Origin of the sequence: Paenibacillus sp. FSL K6-1318 (genome assembly GCF_037976905.1) — a bacterium.
Lineage (GTDB): Bacteria > Bacillota > Bacilli > Paenibacillales > Paenibacillaceae > Paenibacillus > Paenibacillus amylolyticus_A.
The window spans coordinates 5,276,640-5,297,610 of sequence record NZ_CP150270.1 but is presented as its reverse complement, the minus strand read 5'-3'; the positions used below and the strand labels follow the sequence as shown (position 1 = coordinate 5,297,610).

Genomic DNA, 20,971 nt, shown 5'->3' with positions numbered 1-20,971 from the left:
CGAGAATCTCTTTTTAATAAAGAGGATCTTGGTCTTTTTTTGATGCGCTATTTTAAAAATAAGATATTCAAACGACAAATAATTACAAATGGATATTTTTATCATACTCAAGACCCATATAAGTAATTTCTATATCATATTTGTAAGTATTTAGAAGGAAAATGTGGTATTTTGATAGAATAATTTACCAAGGGTCAATCTTCTTGCAGATAGGTGGTGAAATTGAGCAGGTATTGCAGTACGTGCGAATAGCAGGAACCCATCATTTGGTGAGGTACTCACATTTAAAAGGAGGGGCATAGCCTTGAGCAAACGATTGATATCCACGTTATTAAGTGTTCTGATGGTCTTTTCCATTATTCTCCCAGCGGCTGGAGCCGCTCCCACAGATTCAGTTATTCAGCTTGAGAACCTACCAAGTGCAGCCGAAGCCAAACAATGGAGAGAGATTCTTGCAGGGCGGGAAGCAAAAATTGCCGCAGATCCATTTTTGGATGAAAGTTTGGAAGGCCTGGGTGGAGAAAACACCCGAGTTATCGTTGAGCTTTCGAATAAACCTGTTGCAGTAGCGCAAGGTGAATCAACCCTCTCAGGAAAATCATTTACCTCCTCTATGGAAACAAAGGCTGTGACTCAAGTTGAGCAACAACAAGAGTCATTTGTACATAGCCTCACTCAGAAGAAAATCAAACATGAAGTATTGGAAGAGTATGCATACGCCCTGAATGGTGTAGCCATTGAGATCAAAGGAAACCAAGTGGGACAATTGCTGCAGATACCAGGCGTGGTCAGTGTATATCCTGACCTTGAAGTTACAATAGCTCCCGAGACAGATGAAGTGAACCCGTATATGAAAGACACAGCGCCTTTTATTGGTGCACCTGAAGTATGGGATCTGGGTTACAAAGGAAATGGCGTCAAAGTAGGTGTCATTGATACAGGGATTGACTATGAGCATCCTAATCTACAGCCAGCCTATAAGGGTGGATGGGATTTTGTTGACAATGATAGCGATCCGTATGAAGCAACATATCAAGAATGGAAAGTGTCAGGTGAACCTGAGTTTAACGCTAATGGAAGTGCCTATTACACATCCCATGGTACGCACGTAGCCGGTACCATTGCTGCTCGTGAAGCAGGGGACTACGGCATTGTTGGTGTTGCTCCTGAAGCAGATATTTATGCTTACCGTGTACTTGGACCGTACGGTAGTGGTCAGACGTCATGGGTACTCGGCGGAATCGATCGTTCTGTTGAAGATGGCATGGACGTTATCAATCTCTCGTTGGGTAACGCCGCCAACGATCCAAGTTATGTTACTTCGGTTGCTCTTAACAATGCGATGTTGTCCGGTGTGACAGCGGTTGTAGCAAGTGGTAACAGTGGACCTAACCGTTATACACTCGGTTCTCCGGGTGCATCTGCCATGGCCATTACCGTAGGTAACTCTACAGGTCCTAGCCAGCTTATTACAGCTGATACTCACTTCTGGATTGGTGAAGAAGGCGAAGAAGTGTTGCCTGAACAACAACCTGTGCCAGAGGTTGAAGAATCTCCTGAACTGGGGACAGCACCTGGAACAGAAGCACCTGAAGTTTCAGAACAAGGTGCACCTGCAACTGCTACTGAAGAAAGTGCTGCAGCTGTGGAGGACGTGGTTTCTGAAGAAGTTGTAGAAGAAGCGACAACAGAAGATAATACTTCTGCACCAGTTGAAGTTTCTCCTGAAGTTGCTCCTGTGGAAGAAGAGTCTGTAATTGCTCCGACTGAAGCTCCACTGTCTATTACAGAGTCGGTTTACCGTCTGGATCTGATGGGTTGGAGCCTGTCGGCAGACCCTGAAACTGTTTTGACTGGGAAATTTGGACTTGAATTTGCAGCACTGGGTAAACCAGCTGATTTTGAAGGCAAGGATTTTACAGGCAAAGTAGCATTGATTCAGCGTGGTGAACTCGCATTTGTAGAGAAAATCGCCAATGCCAAAGCGGCTGGAGCCGTCGCTGTTATTGTATATAACAACATTCCGGGTCCGATCGGTGTAAGTCTGGGCGATAACTTTGAACTCATTCCGACACTGAGCATGTCCAAGGAAGATGGAGATGTGATCAAGGCTGAGCTGGACGCAGGACAAGCCGTTGAAGTGAGCTTTAGTGACTTTGAACGTTCCCAAACTCCGGGTGATGAAATGAATTCATCCAGTTCACGTGGACCTGCAAAGGTAACGCTGGACATCAAACCGGATATTGTTGCACCAGGTACAAGCATTCTGTCTACGATTCCTGCCTACGGCAAGGATGAGCCAGACGCAGATTACGCACAAGCTTATGATCGTAAAACAGGTACAAGTATGGCTACACCTCATGTAGCAGGTTTGATTGCGCTGTTGATTGAGAAGCATCCGGACTGGACGCCATTTGATATCAAAGTAGCGCTCATGAACAATAGTAAAGTGCTGGATACGAGCAAGTTTGATGTATTTGATCAAGGTGCAGGGCGCATTCAGGCTGTGAACACCATCGATCCTGCTGCTTTTGTGAAAGTGCTTGATGTTACTCAATACACAGAGAGTGGCTCTGTTGTTGAAAAGGAAAATATCACCGGAAGCATCAACTACGGTAATTTCCTGAGCACAGACGAAAAAACGATTACCAAAACGATCAAAGTTGAAGCATTAAATGGTACTGGTGGAGATTACACCGTAAATGTGAATCCGACGCGTAATGTCGCTGGTGTATCCGTTGCGGTAGACAAGAGTTCGTTCACACTGAATGGTGAGGAAGAACTTGCAGTGACAATCACCGTTCCACGAGGGGTTACCGCGGTTACAGAAGCTCAAGGATACATTGAGTTGTCGAACGGAACCAATACCTTCACTGTGCCATATGTTGCTCATTTCAACGTTACGTTGAGTGGAGTGAAATATATTGAAACGGTAAAAGGCACTGAAAAAAATCCATTCCACTATCCATTGAAGGCTGATGGTACGTTGGATACGCTGAATGTAGCGATGGAATTCTATAATCCAATGACTTTCGCCCTGATTGAGATTTATGATGGTCTCAACCCAGAAGGTGGATATTATCAAGATGGATATATCGGTTCCATTTTCGGTAACTATTTTAACTTTAGTGCAAATGCAAGATATAACCTTGCTTGGAACGGCACATATGCGGACTACACAACCGATGAAGTGACAGAGATTCCAGATGGTTTATACACCGTTGATATCACTACCATTGGTACCGACGGTAAAACCTATAAGGAAGATACTTCTCCATTTTTGGTGAAAAAGACAGCTCCCGCTGTAACTGCACCAGAAGCGTTGGAGTTCACAGTGGATGAATCTGCTGTCCTTAATGGTAGCGTGGAAGATTTGTACTTCCGAGTTGCTCCTGCGCTTGCCAGCGGATGGGACATTGCGTTTGATCCGGCAGCTTCCTTGGAAGCAACGTATGTTGTGAAAAAAGAAGATGGCTCGACTCAAAAAGAAGGTATTTTTGAAGTACAAGCGGATGGCACCTTCAGCCTTCCTTTGGAAGGGATCGAAGCAGGGGAATATACCGTTGAACTTACGGTAAAAGACCAACAAGGGCTTTCGGGTACAGCCAATACCGCATTGAAATTGGAATCCGTGGAGACCGAACCTGAAACTCCGGCCACCAAGGCCCCAGGCACGCCTGTATTGTCTCACAATAACTGGGTAGGCAATGGCCTGCCAGAAGGCTCGTATATCGTTACCATGAACCTGTGGTGGGGCGAGAACGCAACCAGCTACAAGTTATATGAAGACGGGGTTTTGGTTGATACGCAGAAGTTGACTTATAACGCGCCTTCAGCGCAGTCTGCTCAGACGAAGATCACGGGCAAAGCCAACGGCACATATAGCTATGTGGCCGAGTTAACGAATGACAAGGGAACAACACGGAGTCAGACGTTGACTGTTCAGATTACCAATGCAACGCCTGGCAAAGCAGTTCTCTCTCAGGATAACTGGGATGGCGACGGCAACTATAAGGTGACCATGAACCTGTGGTGGGGGACGAATGCCTCTGAGTACCGTCTCTATGAAAATGATGAGTTAATTGACACGCAAGAACTCCGTGCGGTTACACCTCTTGCTCAAAGCGCTGTGAGTACACTGTCCGGGAAAGCTTCGGGCACGTACACGTATCGAGCTGAGTTAATTAACGCAGCCGGAGTTACCAGCACAGATACGATCACGGTAAAAGTGAAGTAAGCTCTTCCTCATTGAAGCTGATTAGATTAATGAAGGAATTGTTCAATGCACAAACGGCCTCCATCCTGATTTTGCAGGATGGAGGCCGTTTCATGTTGTTCTTTCTATATAAATGAATTGTATGACTAACCGATCATTCGATTCTTGCTGGCCTGGATACCTGCGATGAGTAAAGCGATGGCCAGAAGAACCTGTATCAGCAATGGAAGGGTCCATCCTTTTGTCCAGTCATGAAGCATGCCGAACAGCAGAGGTCCCACTGCCGCCAGCATATAACCGAATGACTGGGCCATACCGGACAGGCTGGCAGCTTGTCTGGCATCTTTGGTACGAAGGACGAAGAACATCGTTACCAGTCCAAACGAAGCCCCAGCACCTATTCCAGCCAACGTGACGCCGATGGTAACGAGCGAAGGGAGTCCGCTTAACAATAAAGCATACCCGACAATTAAAGAGGAGCACGTTATCGTGGTTAGCACACGCTGGTCTCTCGTTCTGCCAGCGAGGATCGGAACGATAAAGGTAACGGGAACGCTAACCATCTGCATAAGGGAGAGCATCCAGCCTGCTGAGGTGGGGCTGAAGCCTTGCTCGGCGAGAATCTCGGGAAGCCAGGTAATCGTCGTATAGAAGATTAGAGATTGCAGACCCATAAATAATGTAATGAACCAGGCCAGGGATGATGTCCGTAGACGTACAGGTGTCCCTTCACTCTGGGTGGCAACATATAACATTCGCTGGCGTCCCGCAGCGACCTGGGGGAGCCACAAGAGAAATGCGAGAATGGATAACAAGGCCCACATACCCAAAGAAGCGCGCCAACCGATAGAAGTTGCTCCTGCAACTGGCACACTCATGCCTGAGGCAATGGCGCCAAATATATTCATCGATACGGAGTACAGCCCGGTCACGATACCAACACGCAGTGGAAAATCACGTTTGATCAAACTGGGTAAAAGCACATTGCTTAACGCAATGCCGCATCCCAATATTGCGGTTCCTGCATATAAGGCCAAGACAGAGGGCGATAAACGTAACGCCACCCCGAGAGTTACGATGATGATAGCAATCAACAAGGCTGATTCAAGTCCTAAACGTTTCGCAAGACGTGGTGCAAACGGAGAGACTGCTGCAAAGGCAAGCAAAGGAAGCGAGGTTAGAAGCCCCGCCATTGTATGGCCGATACCTGTATCCGAGCGGATCATCTCCACGACGGGACCGGTTGCCGTGATCGGTGACCTCATGGTAGCGGCGATGACGATAATGCCTGCCAATAACAGGCCGAATCTTTTGGATGTCGAAGAATGTTCTTCCTCGGCTTGGATAGATGAGTGCTGCTGTATTGAAGATGACATGATAAAATCTCCTGTTTCCTAATGAGTTAATATGTATGGATTGTTACATTATCCACTCCGCAAGCATAACATTCTATGTCAATATTGAGCAATGAAATGAAAAAAAGCATCCACTGGACGCAGACGCATTGACTACCTTTGACCGATAAGCTCTAACGAATCTAAGAGGTCTTATTAAGCGGATAACCGCCATGTTCGGATTTTAACGAACCTCAGTAACGTTAATCAGGCAACTTACTGCATATATTTGAGGTATCTACCTTGAAATGTTGAAATAAGCTCTCTAAGATTCGTTAGAATTCCATAATGCTTATTTTGGACCAAATAAAGTGCCGTATGCTCATTAGAACATCGATACTGCGACGTGTCGCTAACGAAGTGGATGCTCCGACGAACCGTCGGGGTTCTCATCCCCAGAACGCAAAAAAGCTTCCCGAAGGAAGTTTTCTTTTTTTACGTCCCAGGAGGGATTCGAACCCCCGACCGACGCCTTAGAAGGGCGTTGCTCTATCCAGCTGAGCTACTGAGACATGATTTTTTTCAAGCAAAATTGATTTTATCATATACAAACAGGAATATCAAGCGTTTTATTTTAAACTGTTTTTCGTATATGATATTTGGCGGCAGTAACGTTTTTTTCATTATATTTAAGGTTATGTTAGAATATCAGGAGAACTCAGAAAATAGATCGACAATCGTTTTAATATATACATCTATTTATGTTGATTCCGACTGGAGATTCAGGATATAGAGGAGGTGCTCCCATTAAGGAATCCACGACCCCGGAAACCGAGCACAACAACAATATTGTGCTGTTTCCTAAGACGCTGGACTATTACCAGATTCAATTGACAGTGATGCTTGAAAATGAACGGTATGGTGAAGCGATGAAATTGCTTCACTTTTTGCTGCAATGTCAGGGACAGGAAGAGCGCCACTATGATGAATGGCGGGCCCTGCTCGAATGGCTTCAGGCTGCGTTCCCTCATTATGAAGAAACTTCGCCTGCCGTTCATGAGGAACGGGAAGAGGAAGAGGTTAGTGAGGAAGACATGGCGAGGCAGCATGCCCGTTTGAAGCTTGAACAGGATGATGGCTATGCAGATAAGATGCTTCGCACAGTAATGGAAGAGCCGCTGTCTGAACAGATGATGCTGGCTTTGGAGCAGCTGGCCTATCTTGATCTGCCGAAGATTGACGAGGCACTTACGAGTTGGTTAAAAGATAAGTCGCTTCACCCTTTACTTCAATTCCGGGTGCTGCAAACCTTGCGTCGCCGAGGCGTTCAAGGTATGATCCTGTTTACGAGAGGCGAAGAGCAGGTAGAGGTCGAGATTGATACCGTGCCTCTTAAACCAGAGGAATTCCCGCTCCAAATCGTTCAGATTCTGGAACGAGTGGCTGATCAGACGGAGGTTCATGAACCTACGCTCTTTTATTTTGCCCAGGAACTGTGGATACAATATGTGATGGCGGTGTATGGAACCCGTGATTATATATCGATGCTGGAAGAAAATGATTCCATGACAGATATATGGGCAGCAGCTCTACATATGACCGTTGCAGACAGTCTGGGTGGTTCGCATGATGAGGAAAATACCCGCTCAATGTATGCTGTGACAGGCGCGATGCGCTTTCGACTGGAGCAGGCTTATCGTTCGATGAAACAGTTTGTATCTGCCGGTTTGGACGGTTAATCGAGGCCGGAAACGTTTTCCTTAAACTGTATCAAGGGATTCCCCTTGAAAAAGAATCTAATCTTGTTTATACTAAAATGGTTATTTTGTACGTGATTGCCTACGTGAACATGTGAATTTTGGAGGGGAAAGTATACAATGAAAGCAACTTGGGAAAAGATAGAGAAGAACCTTGGGGTTCTTGAGGTTGAAGTGGATGCAGATCGTGTAACTGCAGCACTCGACAAAGCTTTTAATAAAGTGGTAAAACAAGCAAACGTACCTGGATTCCGTAAAGGTAAAGTACCACGTTCCATCTTCGAAGCACGTTTTGGTGTAGAGAGCCTTTATCAAGAAGCAATCGACATTTTGCTTCCTGAAGCTTATACAGAAGCAATCGACCAAACGGATATCTTCCCGGTTGATCGTCCTGACGTAGATGTTGAACAATTCGCTAAAGGACAAACATTCAAGTTCAAAGCGAAAGTAACTGTGAAACCTGAAGTTACCCTGGGTGACTACAAAGGAATCGAAGTTGCTGTAGCAAAAGGTGAAGTAACTGACGCAGAAGTGACTGAAGAACTTGAGCGTCTTCAACAACGTCACGCTGAACTCGTTGTAATCGACGAAGGTTCCGCTGCAAACGGCGACGTTGCAGTAATCGACTTCGACGGTTCCGTTGATGGTGTACCTTTCGAAGGTGGACAAGCTGAGCGTTATTCCCTGGAACTGGGTTCCAACACATTCATTCCTGGATTTGAAGAGCAAGTTGTGGGTCTTTCCACAGGCGACTTCAAAGACGTAGAAGTGACTTTCCCAGAGAGCTACCATGCAGCAGAACTTGCTGGCAAACAAGCGGTATTCAAAGTGAAAATTCACGAAATCAAACGCAAACAGCTTCCTGCATTGGATGATGAGTTTGCTAAAGATGTTAGTGAATTCGACACACTGGAAGAGTACAAAGCTGACCTGAAAACACAATTGGAATCCCGTAAAGCTGACGAAGCCAAAGCTGCTCAAGAAAATGCAGTTGTAGAAAAAGTGGCTGAGAACGCTGAAGTGGACATTCCTGCTGCAATGGTTGAGAGCGAAGTACAAAACATGATGCGTGATTTCGACAACCGTCTGCGCAACCAAGGTATGAACCTTGAAATGTTCCTGAGCTTCTCTGGCCAGACTCAAGCTGACCTGAGAGGACAAATGCAAGAAGATGCTTCCAAACGTGTTCGCAACAACCTGGTGCTTGAAGCTGTAGGTAAAGCGGAAAACATTGAAGTATCTGACGAAGAAGTGAATCAAGAACTCGAAAAAATGGCTGAATCTTACAAGCGTCCTGCTGATGAGATCCGTGGCATCCTCGAGGGTAATGGTTCCCTGGACAGCCTTCGCGATGAAGTTAAACTGCGTAAAACGATTGACGTTCTTGTTGAGAACAGCACAGTTGTTGAGCCAGTTGAAGCTCCAGCTGAAGAAGTTGTTGCAGAAGCTGACGAAAAATAAGACAAGCTGTTATCAACTTGTCAGTTGAATAAACGATAAGGCACGTGAATCATTGCGTGCCTTATTTTTAAATTATGACATCCATTTTATAGAAAATGAAGTAATAATATGGATGAATACTAATTTTATTGATCGGTGTACACTTTTTACATACCTATGACACTTCGTGCAAATAAAAAATGGCAATACGGCATAGGATGGCTTCAATTTGCACATACATAGAAAACATGGTTAAATATGATCAGGCAAAAAAGTAAACGAACTGATGTCTGACACGCTTGTGAAAAATGACATTGTCACAGGAAAGTGTTAGAATGAATTTGGGTTTGCTTTACAGGTGGCCTATGTCTAATTACATGTAGAAAAGAGGTTGGTCTCATGAGTCTGGTGCCAATGGTTATAGAACAAACCAATCGAGGCGAGCGGTCTTACGATATATATTCGCGTTTGCTGAAGGATCGCATTATCTTTCTAACCAGTGCGATTGATGACGATGTAGCCAATCTTGTCATAGCACAGCTTTTGTTTTTGGCAGCCGACGATCCTGAAAAGGATATCAGCTTGTACATTAACTCACCTGGTGGTTCTGTCACCGCAGGGATGGGTATATACGATACGATGCAATATATCAAGCCGGATGTATCTACCATTTGCGTAGGGATGGCAGCAAGCATGGGTTCTCTATTGCTGACAGCCGGTGCGCCTGGCAAGAGGTATGCGCTGACTAACAGCGAAGTGATGATTCATCAGCCGCTTGGCGGCATTCAAGGACAGGCTGCGGATATTAAGATACACGCAGAATGGATTATTAAAACACGTCAGAAACTGAATCAAATATACGTCGATCGTACGGGTCAGTCTCTTGATAAAATTGAGCGGGATACAGACCGCGACTTTTTCATGAGCGCTGACGAAGCTAAGACGTACGGCATTATTGACCAGGTGCTCAGTAGACCGATCAATTCCTAAAGGGGTGGTTTCATGTTTAAATTTAACGATGAGAAAGGGCAACTGAAATGCTCTTTTTGCGGTAAATCTCAGGAACAGGTACGTAAGCTGGTCGCTGGACCAGGCGTGTACATTTGTGATGAATGTATCGAACTTTGCACCGAAATCGTTGAGGAAGAACTCGGTCATGATGAAGAAGTAGACCTCAAAGATATTCCTAAACCGAAAGAAATTCGTAATATCCTGGATCAATATGTTATTGGTCAGGAACAAGCGAAGAAGTCATTGTCTGTTGCAGTGTATAATCACTACAAACGGATCAACACACAAAGCAAGATTGAAGATGTTGAGTTGTCGAAGAGTAACATTTTGCTGTTAGGACCTACGGGTTCTGGTAAAACGTTGCTTGCGCAAACGATGGCAAAAATTCTGAATGTACCTTTTGCTATTGCTGATGCTACTTCATTAACGGAAGCGGGTTATGTAGGTGAGGATGTAGAAAACATTCTGCTGAAGCTGATTCAAGCTGCTGATTATGATGTGGAAAAAGCAGAGCGTGGCATTATTTATATCGATGAGATTGATAAAGTAGCGCGTAAATCCGAAAACCCATCCATTACTCGTGATGTATCGGGTGAAGGTGTACAACAGGCACTCTTGAAAATTCTTGAAGGAACTGTGGCTTCTGTACCACCACAAGGTGGTCGTAAACACCCTCATCAAGAATTTATCCAGATCGATACAACGAATATCCTGTTCATTTGCGGCGGTGCCTTTGATGGTCTGGAGCAAATGATCAAACGTCGGATCGGTAAAAAAGTCATTGGTTTCAACACCGTTGCTGAGCAACAAGATCTGAAACCAGGTGAATATCTGGGCATGGTATTGCCGGAAGACTTGTTGAAATTCGGTCTGATTCCGGAATTTGTAGGCCGTCTGCCAGTCATCTCCACGTTGGAGCCACTGGATGAAGATACGTTGGTACGGATTCTTTCCGAACCGAAAAACGCGCTTACCAAACAGTACCAAAAACTGCTTGAGCTGGACAATGTGAATCTGGTATTTGAACCAGCTGCATTGCTCGCGATTGCAAAAGAAGCAATCAAACGTAATACAGGTGCACGTGGTTTGCGTGCCATCATTGAAGGCATCATGCTTGAAATCATGTATGAAGTGCCTTCACGTGAAGATGTTACGAACTGTGTCATTACCGAAGAAGTCGTTGAGAAAAGAGTCGTGCCTGAACTAAGCCAATCGAAGGACGATAAGCAGGAAGAAAGCGCCTAATTAGAGCCTGAAACCTGTTCAACTCTGAAATATAGACTTGTCAGTTCTCCACTTTGGCAGAAGGCGAATTCATGTCTCTGTCAGGGTGGAGCTTTGACGTTGTGGGGAGAGAAATCACTCATGTATTTAAGACAAGATACACGTCCCGTGAAAGTGGGAAACGTAACGATCGGTGGCAGTAATGAAGTCATTATTCAAAGTATGTGTACAACCAAAACGGCAGACGTTGAGGCAACGGTTGCAGAGATTTTGCGACTGGAAGAAGCCGGCTGTCAAGTGGTACGTGTAACGGTGAATAATGAGGAAGCTGCTGCAGCTATCAAGGAAATCAAAAAACGCATTAACATACCGCTCGTAGCAGATATTCATTTCAACTATAAGCTGGCATTGCTTGCAATTGAGAACGGCATTGATAAAGTGCGGATCAATCCAGGTAATATTGGTAAACGTGCTAAAGTCGAAGAAGTAGTTAAGGCTTGTAAAGACCGCGGTATTCCAATTCGGATCGGGGTAAATGCAGGTTCACTTGAAAACCATCTGCTTGAGAAGTACGGGTATCCTACAGCTGATGCTATGGTAGAAAGTGCATTGTATCACATTGGTATCTTGGAAGAACTGGATTTCCATGATATTATCGTGTCCCTCAAAGCATCGGATGTGCCGATGGCGATTGAAGCCTATACCAAAGCAGCTCAAATTATTCCGTATCCGTTGCATCTCGGGATTACCGAAGCAGGTACACTCTTCTCCGGTACGATCAAAAGCTCTGCAGGTATGGGAGCCTTGCTGTCCATGGGGATTGGTTCAACGATGCGGATCTCGCTCAGCGCGGACCCGGTGGAAGAAATTAAGGTTGCTCGTGATTTGCTCAAAACCTTTGGACTCATTACGAATGCAGCTACATTGATCTCCTGCCCGACGTGTGGACGTTTGGACATCGATCTGTTCTCCATTGCCAACGAAGTGGAAGAGTATATCTCCAAACTTAAGGTGCCGATTAAAGTATCGGTGCTGGGTTGCGCAGTTAATGGTCCAGGTGAAGCCAAAGAAGCGGATATCGGCATTGCCGGTGCTCGTGGAGAAGGTCTCTTGTTCCGCCATGGTAAGATGATTCGTAAAGTGCCTGAAGAAATCATGGTTGAGGAATTGAAAAAAGAGATCGACAAAATCGTCGAAGCCTATGAAGAGACAGGTGTTATTCCTGGTCGTTCGCACTGATTGATTCATATCTAGTTTTCGTAACAGCCCGCCAGCGATGGTGGGCTTTTTATTTTCTAGCATACAAATTCCGCATCGCCCGTTTACGTCGCGTTGAAAAGGCTATACTACCAAGTATTAGCATGATCTCATATGAGAATAGCGACAAAATAGGAGGATGTGAAGACATGGAATTTGGTATGGTCATCATGTTGATTCAGTTATTTTTTGGAGTGGTGATTGGTTTGTATTTCTGGAACCTGCTACGTGGCCAGAAAACGAACCGCAGTGCCGTTGAGCGAGAATCGCGCAAGGAACTGGAGAAGCTGCGCAAGCTGCGTTCAATCTCACTCACCAAGCCGTTGTCGGAGAAGACGCGTCCAGCTACCATTAACGATATTGTTGGGCAAAAAGACGGGCTGCGTGCCCTTAAAGCTGCATTATGCAGTGCGAATCCGCAACATGTTATTATTTATGGCCCTCCCGGAGTCGGGAAGACAGCTGCCGCAAGGGTTGTGTTGGAAGAGGCCAAGAAGAATCCATCTTCTCCTTTCAAGCCAGACGCGAAATTCACGGAGCTGGATGCAACAACAGCCCGTTTTGATGAGCGTGGTATTGCGGACCCCTTAATTGGTTCGGTCCACGATCCGATATATCAGGGAGCAGGAGCCATGGGCGTTGCAGGTATTCCTCAACCGAAACCGGGCGCTGTCACGAAAGCGCATGGGGGAATGCTTTTTATTGATGAAATTGGTGAATTGCATTCGATTCAGATGAATAAGCTGTTGAAAGTGCTGGAGGATCGCAAGGTGTTTTTGGAGAGTGCGTACTATAACTCGGAAGACACGCATACTCCTGCTTATATCCACGATATTTTTCAAAATGGCCTGCCGGCCGATTTTCGCCTTGTTGGAGCAACGACACGTTCGCCTCATGAACTGCCACCAGCTTTACGTTCCCGCTGCATGGAAGTCTACTTCCGTCCTTTATTGCCTGAGGAGATCGGGCGAATTGCAGAAGACGCTGTGCAGAAAATTGGGTTCAGTCCATGTCCGGATGCCGTTGATGTGGTCAAGCGATATGCAACCAATGGACGTGAAGCGGTCAATATCATCCAGCTCGCTGCTGGGCTTGCGCTAACAGAGAAACGTGAGACACTCCAGGCGTCCGATGTGGAGTGGGTGGCTGGTAGCAGCCAGATTCAGCCGCGGCCTGATCGCAAGGTCCCTTCACAGCCGCAGGTGGGGTTTGTTAACGGCTTGGCGGTATACGGACCGAATATGGGAACCATTTTGGAAATCGAAGTGTCTGCTGTTCCGGCTCTCAAAGATCAAGGCCGAATCAACATTACAGGGGTTGTGGATGAAGAAGAGATTGGAGGCGGTTCACGTACACTCCGGCGAAAAAGTATGGCTAAAGGCTCGGTTGAAAATGTGTTAACCGTATTAAAAGCCATGGGTATTCGTCCGAATGATTACGATTTACACGTGAATTTCCCGGGCGGAACGCCTATTGATGGTCCATCCGCCGGGATTGCCATGGCGACTGCCATTACATCAGCCATTCAGGGACGCCCTGTGGATCATGAGACAGCGATGACTGGCGAGATCAGTATCCATGGTCGGGTGAAGCCCATTGGTGGCGTACTGGCCAAGGTGGAGGCTGCTTTTCAGGCAGGAGCGAAGACCGTTATTATTCCGGCGGAGAACTGGCAGTCCATTTTTGAGAATCTGGAGGGCTTGCGCGTTATTCCGGTAGATACGGTACAGGACGTATTCCGTGAAGTGTTCGCCTGGGTTCCGGAATCGCAACAGATGGAACAAACGAAGCTCGCAGATGAGGCGATTGCACCTGCAACGGAGATTTTTCCACCGGCATCTGCTTCCTATTTGCGTGCTGACGTGCCTCGCCCAGGACAGGTTACAGATTCGGGAAGCTGCTAAGCGCTTCCCTTCATTGGTTTTTTATGTGAACATTTGATAGAATAATGAATGACTACAACCTGAGAGCCATTGGAGGTGCGAAAGCGATGGGACCGAGCAAAGCGAAAGGTCGTCGTTTTCCTTTACTGCCTTTAAGAGGACTTCTCGTCTACCCGAGTATGGTACTGCATCTCGATGTGGGCCGGGAGAAATCGGTCAAGGCTTTAGAAAAAGCGATGGTAGAAGAACATTTGATTCTCCTATGTTCCCAAGCCGAAGTAAATATTGAGGAACCAACACAAGAGGACATTTTCAGAATCGGAACCGTGGCCAAGGTCAGACAGATGCTGAAGCTTCCGAACGGTACGATTCGTGTACTCGTGGAAGGCTTGGAACGGGCTGAAATTATTGAATATACGGACAACGAGGAATATTACGAAGTGCTGGCACAAGAACTGCCTGAAGAGGAGAACACTCATCCGGAGACGGATGCCTTGATGCGTACCGTTCTGAACCAGTTCGAGAATTATATTAATCTGTCCAAAAAAGTGACACCCGAGACACTTGCAGCAGTGTCCGACATCGAAGAACCGGGGCGCCTGGCCGATGTCATCACAAGTCACCTGTCCTTGAAGATCAAGGATAAACAGGAAATTCTGGAGACCATCGACGTTCGGGAACGTCTGGAGAAATTGCTGGACATCCTGAACAACGAACGTGAAGTTCTGGAGCTTGAACGTAAGATCAGCCAACGTGTGAAGAAACAGATGGAGAAAACGCAGAAGGAATATTATTTGCGCGAGCAGATGAAAGCGATCCAGAAAGAACTGGGTGAAAAAGAAGGCCGTGCGGGTGAGGTCGAGGAACTTCGCACTCAGATGGAAGAACTCGGCTTGCCGGACAAGGTGAAAGAAAAGGTCGAGAAAGAAATTGATCGACTGGAGAAAATGCCTGCAAGTTCAGCCGAGGGTGGAGTGATTCGCAACTACGTGGATTGGCTGCTTGGCCTTCCTTGGAGTCAGATGACAGCAGATGATCTGGATATCCAAAAAGCCGAGGATGTGCTCAATGCGGATCATTACGGATTGGAAAAGCCCAAAGAGCGTGTGCTTGAATATCTGGCTGTCCAGAAGCTCGTCAAGAAGCTCAAAGGGCCGATTCTCTGTCTGGTTGGACCTCCAGGGGTCGGTAAAACATCACTTGCCCGTTCGATCGCGAGATCGCTAGGTCGGGAGTTTGTAAGAATATCTCTTGGTGGCGTGCGGGATGAAGCGGAGATTCGTGGTCACCGACGTACCTATGTAGGCGCCATGCCTGGGCGTATCATCCAGGGGATGAAAACGGCAGGTTCACTCAATCCGGTATTCCTGCTGGACGAGATTGATAAGATGGCTTCAGACTTCCGCGGAGATCCTTCCGCAGCACTGCTTGAAGTGCTTGATCCGGAACAAAATAATACGTTTAGTGATCACTTTGTAGAATTGCCGTTTGACTTATCCAACGTTATGTTTATAACAACTGCCAACACCGTACACAACATTCCGCGTCCTTTGCTGGATCGGATGGAAATGCTCAACATCCCTGGTTACACGGAGCTGGAGAAGCTGCAAATTGCGAAAAACTATTTGCTGCCCAAACAGAAGCAGGACCATGGTCTGGAAGAAGAGCAACTGGAGATCCCGGATGACGCGCTGTTGCGTGTAATTCGTGAATATACACGGGAGTCCGGTGTACGGAATCTGGAACAGCAGATGGCTTCGTTGTGCCGGAAAGCGGCCAAGAACATCGTATCCGGTGTGGAAGGTCAGATCAACATCACATCAGATGCGGTCAAAGACTACCTTGGACCTGGCAAGTTCCGTTATGGCATGGCCGAGCTGGAAGATCAGATTGGTACCGTAACCGGTCTCGCATGGACTGAAGTGGGTGGAGATACTCTTGTCATTGAAGTGACTGTCGTACCTGGAACAGGTAAATTGACCCTCACAGGTAAACTGGGGGATGTCATGAAGGAATCGGCTCAAGCCGCATTCAGCTACACCCGTTCCAAAGCTACGCAGCTCGGGATTGCACCAGACTTCCATGAGAAGAACGATATCCACATCCACGTTCCGGAAGGAGCGATTCCGAAGGATGGCCCATCTGCGGGGATTACGATGGCAACAGCGTTAATCTCAGCCTTGACGAACAAACATGTTTCGAAGGATATCGCCATGACTGGTGAAATCACGTTGCGTGGGCGTGTACTGCCGATTGGTGGTCTGAAAGAAAAATCACTGGCAGCGCATCGTGCCGGCTATAAAAAAATATTATTGCCTAAGGATAACGAACGGGACCTGCGTGACATTCCAGACAGCATCAAGGAAGATGTGGAATTTGTCCCAGTAGCCCATATGGATCAGGTGCTGCAGCATGCACTTGTTGAGCAGGCAGGAATTCACCTGTAATCCACATATCCGAAAGGTTCGTATGAAGAGTAGACCGTTCTGCGGAGGCTTCGGCGTCCGCTGGAACGGTTTTTTTGGTATGATAGAACAATCCATGGCATAATACCATCAACAGGTTATGCTTAGCACAGCGTTCAAGAGAGGAAAGATACAATATGAAAGTAAATCAATCTGAATTTATTATCAGTGCCGTTCGGCCTGAACAATACCCTGAGGACGGTCTGCCAGAGATTGCTTTGGCGGGACGCTCCAATGTGGGGAAATCTTCCCTAATCAACCGTTTGATCAATCGTAAAAATCTGGCTCGGACAAGCTCAACACCGGGTAAGACGCAGCAACTGAACTATTATAAAATTAATCAGGATCTCTACTTCGTCGATTTCCCAGGGTATGGCTACGCCAAAGTTTCTAAAGAGCAGCGTTTTGCCTGGGGTAAAATGATGGAGAAATACTTGCTCGGACGTGAGGAATTGAAACTGGTTATGCAGATGGTGGATATGAGACATGAGCCATCCAAGGATGACAAGATGATGAATGAATGGCTTCGTCATAACGGACTGCCTTTGGTTGTAGTCGCAACCAAGATGGACAAGATTCCAAAAACACGCAGAGCCAAACATATCAAAGTCATCAAGGAATCACTGGGTCTTCGCTCAGGGGATTTGTTTGTACCGTTCTCATCCGAAGAGGGATTGGGAAAAGAAGAGTTATGGGACATCATTACCCGCCATGCCCGCATAGATAAGTATGCACCAGAAGTACTGGATGCAGAGAATGCTTCTGAAGAGAAAGAAACCAACGGAATTAACGGATAACCGAGATATCATACCGTTTGAGTGCAGGAAAGTGAGCATGCTAAGTGAATCGTTGATAAGATCAAGATTGATCCGATTTTTTATGGAATTTCGTGAGAATTCATCATGTGGGTCTGGAGCGAATTAGCGTTATGGTAGTGTATAATGAGCATAGGTGCATATTGCCAACAGTACCAAAATACCGGTCTTGCCGGCCTGAAGAATTTTGAGATGACTGCTACATGTGCAGGAAGGCAAAACAATCGGGAAAGAATTGAGGGATTTGTATGGCTCAGCGGTTAGCCACAGAGTACGTCAAGGCCACTATCAAATTGTCAGAACCCCAGATGCATCAGTTTTTGCGCATGACAGAAGACGGCAGACTCCATCATCGGGTGAAGGTGTTGGACAATGGGTGTCAGGAGGTTGTGCTGGGGGATGTCAGTGGAGAAGAAGTTCATTTCCCTTTTGACCGCATAGAAGGGTTTTATATCTGTGAGTTATCTTGCCGCCTGGTGAATCTGCATCTGACTAACGTTGTCCGGAAGCTCTTTATGACTTTTAAGGGTGACGGGGTCGTTCATCGGATCTATAAAGGGTTCACCATGACGTATGTGTATGCTCAAGGCACTGTCCGTAAAATTGTGGAGAAGACCGGGGAGAACACCCGAGTGATCTATGAATACAAAAATACGTTGCTTGAATTGCAACATCTGTTCCAGGCCAGAGATGTAGAACGCGAAATCAACCGTGTGTATGCGGAGATTGATTCACTGCTGGACACTAGAAAAGATGCGACTGCTGATCAGCTCCATCAAATTGATGAGACCCTTGCACGTTATCAAAAACGGTTGTTTGAGCTTGAGGCTTATTAACCCGAAAGTGTATGCTTATACACGTATATGAATGTAATGAGATCCCCTTGTTTCTTCCGGGTAGTGGCACTCGCCAATGTGGAGGTTGCAGGGGATTTTTTGATGAGAGATCGAATATTCCGAATTGAACATATTTATTTTACAATCTTCTGGAAAAGGGTTGATTTCACTCTGATTCAATGTTATTTTTAATCTCGATCCATCCCATAACATCCCAAATTTTAATAGTCATGGAATAATTCCATGGCTATTTGTTTTAAATATCCGAATCGTTATGAATATTCATATTAAGCACTTTTTAACGCATAACGGTGAACTTTGGTGAGACACTACAATAAATGACAGTGCATATGATGATGAACATGGTGATTTCATAAACATTTCATAAAAATGACCCGGTCACGGCTATGATGTGTGATATAATTAACCATGTCAATCATAAATGGATAGACATATGCAGTAAGCACTTTGATTGGAAATTTATTAGGCAGGTGAACTTGCAATGCACATCGTTGTCGTTGGTTTGAATTATCGCACGGCGCCTGTAGAGGTTAGGGAACGATTCACATTTGCAGAAAAGGACTTGTCTGAAGCGCTGCAGCAGCTCAAGCTGACCAAGAGTGTATTGGAAGGTGTAATCGTGGCCACATGTAACCGTACCGAGTTGTATGTTGTGGTAGACCGTCTTCACATGTGTGGTTATTTTATTCGAACATTCATGGAACAATGGTTTAATGTACCACGGGAAGAATTTACGCAACACTTATATATATATGAAGATGATCAAGCCATGCGCCATTTGTTCCGTGTGATCTGCGGACTAGACTCCATGGTCATTGGTGAGACTCAGATTCTTGGACAGGTGAAACAGGCTTTTCTTAAAGCTCAGGAAGAGAAATCAACAGGTACTTGGTTTAATATGCTGTTCAAACAGGCAGTTACGTTGGGCAAACGGGCACATTCGGAGACTTCCATCGGGGAGAGCGCCGTATCCGTCAGTTATGCTGCTGTTGAGCTGGGCAAGCGGATCTTTGGCATGTTCACAGACAAGAAGGTACTGATTTTGGGTGCCGGCAAGATGAGTGAACTGACCGTGAAACATCTCTATGCCAACGGAGCATCCGAAGTCATCGTGGCAAATCGTACGCTCGCAAGAGCCGAAGAGTTGGCAGCCAAGTTCCGGGGAACACCTTGTACCATGGAACAGGCATTAGAGCGACTTAATGAAGTTGACATTGTGATTAGTTCCACTGGGGCTGAACGTTATGTCATGGATGCAGCAGTGGTACGGGAGAGTATGAAGCGTCGTCAATCACGCCCATTGTTCCTGATTGATATTGCAGTTCCGCGCGATATTGATCCGGCGATTGCTGAATTATCCAACGTCTTCCTCTACGATATTGATGATCTGGAAGGAATCGTGGAGAGCAACCTGGAGATGCGCAAGGTGGAAGCTGCCAAGATCGAGAGAATGATTGAGCTTGAGATGGAGGATTATTACCATTGGCTCAAAACGTTGGGCGTTCGTCCCGTCATTCGTGCTTTGCAGGAAAAAGGTGTCTCCATTCATGAAGAAACGATGGATAGCTTGTTCAATAAACTGCCTGAGCTCGATGAACATCAACGTAAAGTCATTCGTCGTTTGACCAAGAGTATTGTGAATCAAATGACAACAGATCCGATTAACCGGATCAAAGAAATGGCAGGTACGAAGCAAGGTGATGAAGCTCTGCGCATGTTTACTCAGATTTTTGCTCTGGAAGATGCAGTAGAGACGGCTGCTGAAAAAGTAAATCAGAGTGATGCCACGGCTCTGGGCAAACCAGCCGCTCACCTTAACGAAAACCGGCAAGACCCCGTGCCGGCTTATGCTCCGGCAGGCGTATAAGGCGGGTGGGCAGCTTGACCCTTGCTGAACAAGTCTATGAAGCTCTAATTTATATGTATGCCCTGAGCCTACTGTTCTATTTCTCGGACTGCATTCGACGTAATGCGGGGGCGAAGCGGACAGGCACAGGGTTTCTTGTTGTTGTTTGGGGGCTACAGGTAACACATGTCATATTGCGTATGTGGACCGAAGGCCATTTCCCAATCTATACGACCTTTGATTTTTTGTTTATTTTTTCATTCAGTATCGTGCTGATGTCTCTTGCCATGACTCGCATCCAGCGTTCTGAATTTGTGATTCTGTTGCTGAATGTTGTTGGTTTTTCCGTAACTGTATTGAACCGACTCTGGTTCACGGCTGGAGAGATATCACTGCACAATTGGCAAACTGTACATGGATTACTTATTATGCATATTACCTTGGCAAATCTCGGTTTTGCGGCGTTAACCGTTGGTACGGTATTTGCCTTGTTATATCTGTTCCTGCATCACAAGCTGAAGAAAAAAAAGTGGAATGATACGATGCGGCGGATGCCGAGTCTGGAAGTGATCGGCAAATACATGGATGGTGCTACTTTGATCGGTACACCGCTCCTTGGTGTTTCTGTGATGCTTGCCATATTATCCATTGTGGCGGAAACACGCTGGACACTGCTTTTGGATCTCAAAGTTATTGCGACAGGTCTTGCTATAGCCATCTATGTGGGTTACTTCGTATCCAAGAGAAGGAAACAGTTCTCAACGATTATTATGGCAAGATGGACACTGATCGGATACGGATTTGTCATTATGAGTTTTTTATCCAATGCGTATTCAGCGTTTCATCGTTGGACGGGAGAGTGAAGG

General features: G+C 46.1%; 13 protein-coding genes and 1 tRNA gene. 12 read left to right on the top strand and 2 right to left on the bottom strand.

All coding sequences use genetic code 11. The features are described from left to right. Positions 1 to 304 precede the first annotated feature (304 nt). Positions 305 to 4,237: a S8 family serine peptidase gene (locus NYE45_RS23530; protein WP_340014218.1), complete on the top strand. Its 3,933-nt coding sequence runs from the start codon at positions 305 to 307 to the stop codon at positions 4,235 to 4,237. A 125-nt stretch (positions 4,238 to 4,362) separates the two neighbouring features. On the opposite strand, the gene NYE45_RS23525 is transcribed toward NYE45_RS23530, so the two are convergent. Beyond that, positions 4,363 to 5,592 carry an MFS transporter gene (locus NYE45_RS23525; protein ID WP_340014217.1) on the bottom strand — a complete coding sequence of 410 codons (1,230 nt, stop codon included), beginning with the start codon at positions 5,590 to 5,592 and terminating at the stop codon, positions 4,363 to 4,365. 456 nt (positions 5,593 to 6,048) lie between these two features. Continuing rightward, positions 6,049 to 6,122 (bottom strand) — tRNA-Arg (locus NYE45_RS23520). A gap of 327 nt (positions 6,123 to 6,449) precedes the next feature. Here NYE45_RS23520 and NYE45_RS23515 point away from each other — a divergent pair. From NYE45_RS23515 to ccsA, 11 genes are all read left to right on the top strand, one after another. Beyond that, entirely contained in the window at positions 6,450 to 7,289 is an 840-nt protein-coding gene (locus NYE45_RS23515; RefSeq protein WP_340017429.1) for a hypothetical protein, read from the top strand. Positions 7,290 to 7,427: 138 nt separating this feature from the next. After that, entirely contained in the window at positions 7,428 to 8,768 is a 1,341-nt protein-coding gene (gene tig, locus NYE45_RS23510; RefSeq protein ID WP_264934245.1) for a trigger factor, read from the top strand. Between the two features lie 378 nt (positions 8,769 to 9,146). Continuing rightward, complete coding sequence (clpP, locus tag NYE45_RS23505; RefSeq protein WP_169480464.1) at positions 9,147 to 9,737, top strand: ATP-dependent Clp endopeptidase proteolytic subunit ClpP; 591 nt, start codon at positions 9,147 to 9,149, stop codon at positions 9,735 to 9,737. 12 nt (positions 9,738 to 9,749) lie between these two features. Next, positions 9,750 to 11,003: an ATP-dependent protease ATP-binding subunit ClpX gene (clpX, locus tag NYE45_RS23500; protein WP_062837817.1), complete on the top strand. Its 1,254-nt coding sequence runs from the start codon at positions 9,750 to 9,752 to the stop codon at positions 11,001 to 11,003. A gap of 120 nt (positions 11,004 to 11,123) precedes the next feature. After that, positions 11,124 to 12,221, top strand: a complete 1,098-nt coding sequence (gene ispG / locus NYE45_RS23495; RefSeq protein ID WP_017692591.1) for a flavodoxin-dependent (E)-4-hydroxy-3-methylbut-2-enyl-diphosphate synthase — start codon at positions 11,124 to 11,126, stop codon at positions 12,219 to 12,221. A 167-nt stretch (positions 12,222 to 12,388) separates the two neighbouring features. Beyond that, complete coding sequence (gene lonB / locus NYE45_RS23490; RefSeq protein WP_062837816.1) at positions 12,389 to 14,143, top strand: ATP-dependent protease LonB; 1,755 nt, start codon at positions 12,389 to 12,391, stop codon at positions 14,141 to 14,143. Between the two features lie 86 nt (positions 14,144 to 14,229). Then, complete coding sequence (lon, locus tag NYE45_RS23485; protein WP_339166969.1) at positions 14,230 to 16,569, top strand: endopeptidase La; 2,340 nt, start codon at positions 14,230 to 14,232, stop codon at positions 16,567 to 16,569. Positions 16,570 to 16,724: 155 nt separating this feature from the next. Beyond that, entirely contained in the window at positions 16,725 to 17,384 is a 660-nt protein-coding gene (yihA, locus tag NYE45_RS23480) for a ribosome biogenesis GTP-binding protein YihA/YsxC (protein ID WP_062837814.1), read from the top strand. Positions 17,385 to 17,650: 266 nt separating this feature from the next. Beyond that, on the top strand, positions 17,651 to 18,238 hold the full coding sequence (locus NYE45_RS23475; RefSeq protein WP_340014213.1) for a non-ribosomal peptide synthetase module: 588 nt from the start codon (positions 17,651 to 17,653) through the stop codon (positions 18,236 to 18,238). 502 nt (positions 18,239 to 18,740) lie between these two features. After that, positions 18,741 to 20,126 (top strand): glutamyl-tRNA reductase, encoded by a 1,386-nt coding sequence (gene hemA / locus NYE45_RS23470; RefSeq protein WP_340014211.1) that lies wholly within the window; start codon positions 18,741 to 18,743, stop codon positions 20,124 to 20,126. A gap of 53 nt (positions 20,127 to 20,179) precedes the next feature. Continuing rightward, positions 20,180 to 20,968 (top strand): cytochrome c biogenesis protein CcsA, encoded by a 789-nt coding sequence (ccsA, locus tag NYE45_RS23465; RefSeq protein ID WP_340017428.1) that lies wholly within the window; start codon positions 20,180 to 20,182, stop codon positions 20,966 to 20,968. The last annotated feature ends 3 nt before the right edge of the window (positions 20,969 to 20,971 follow it).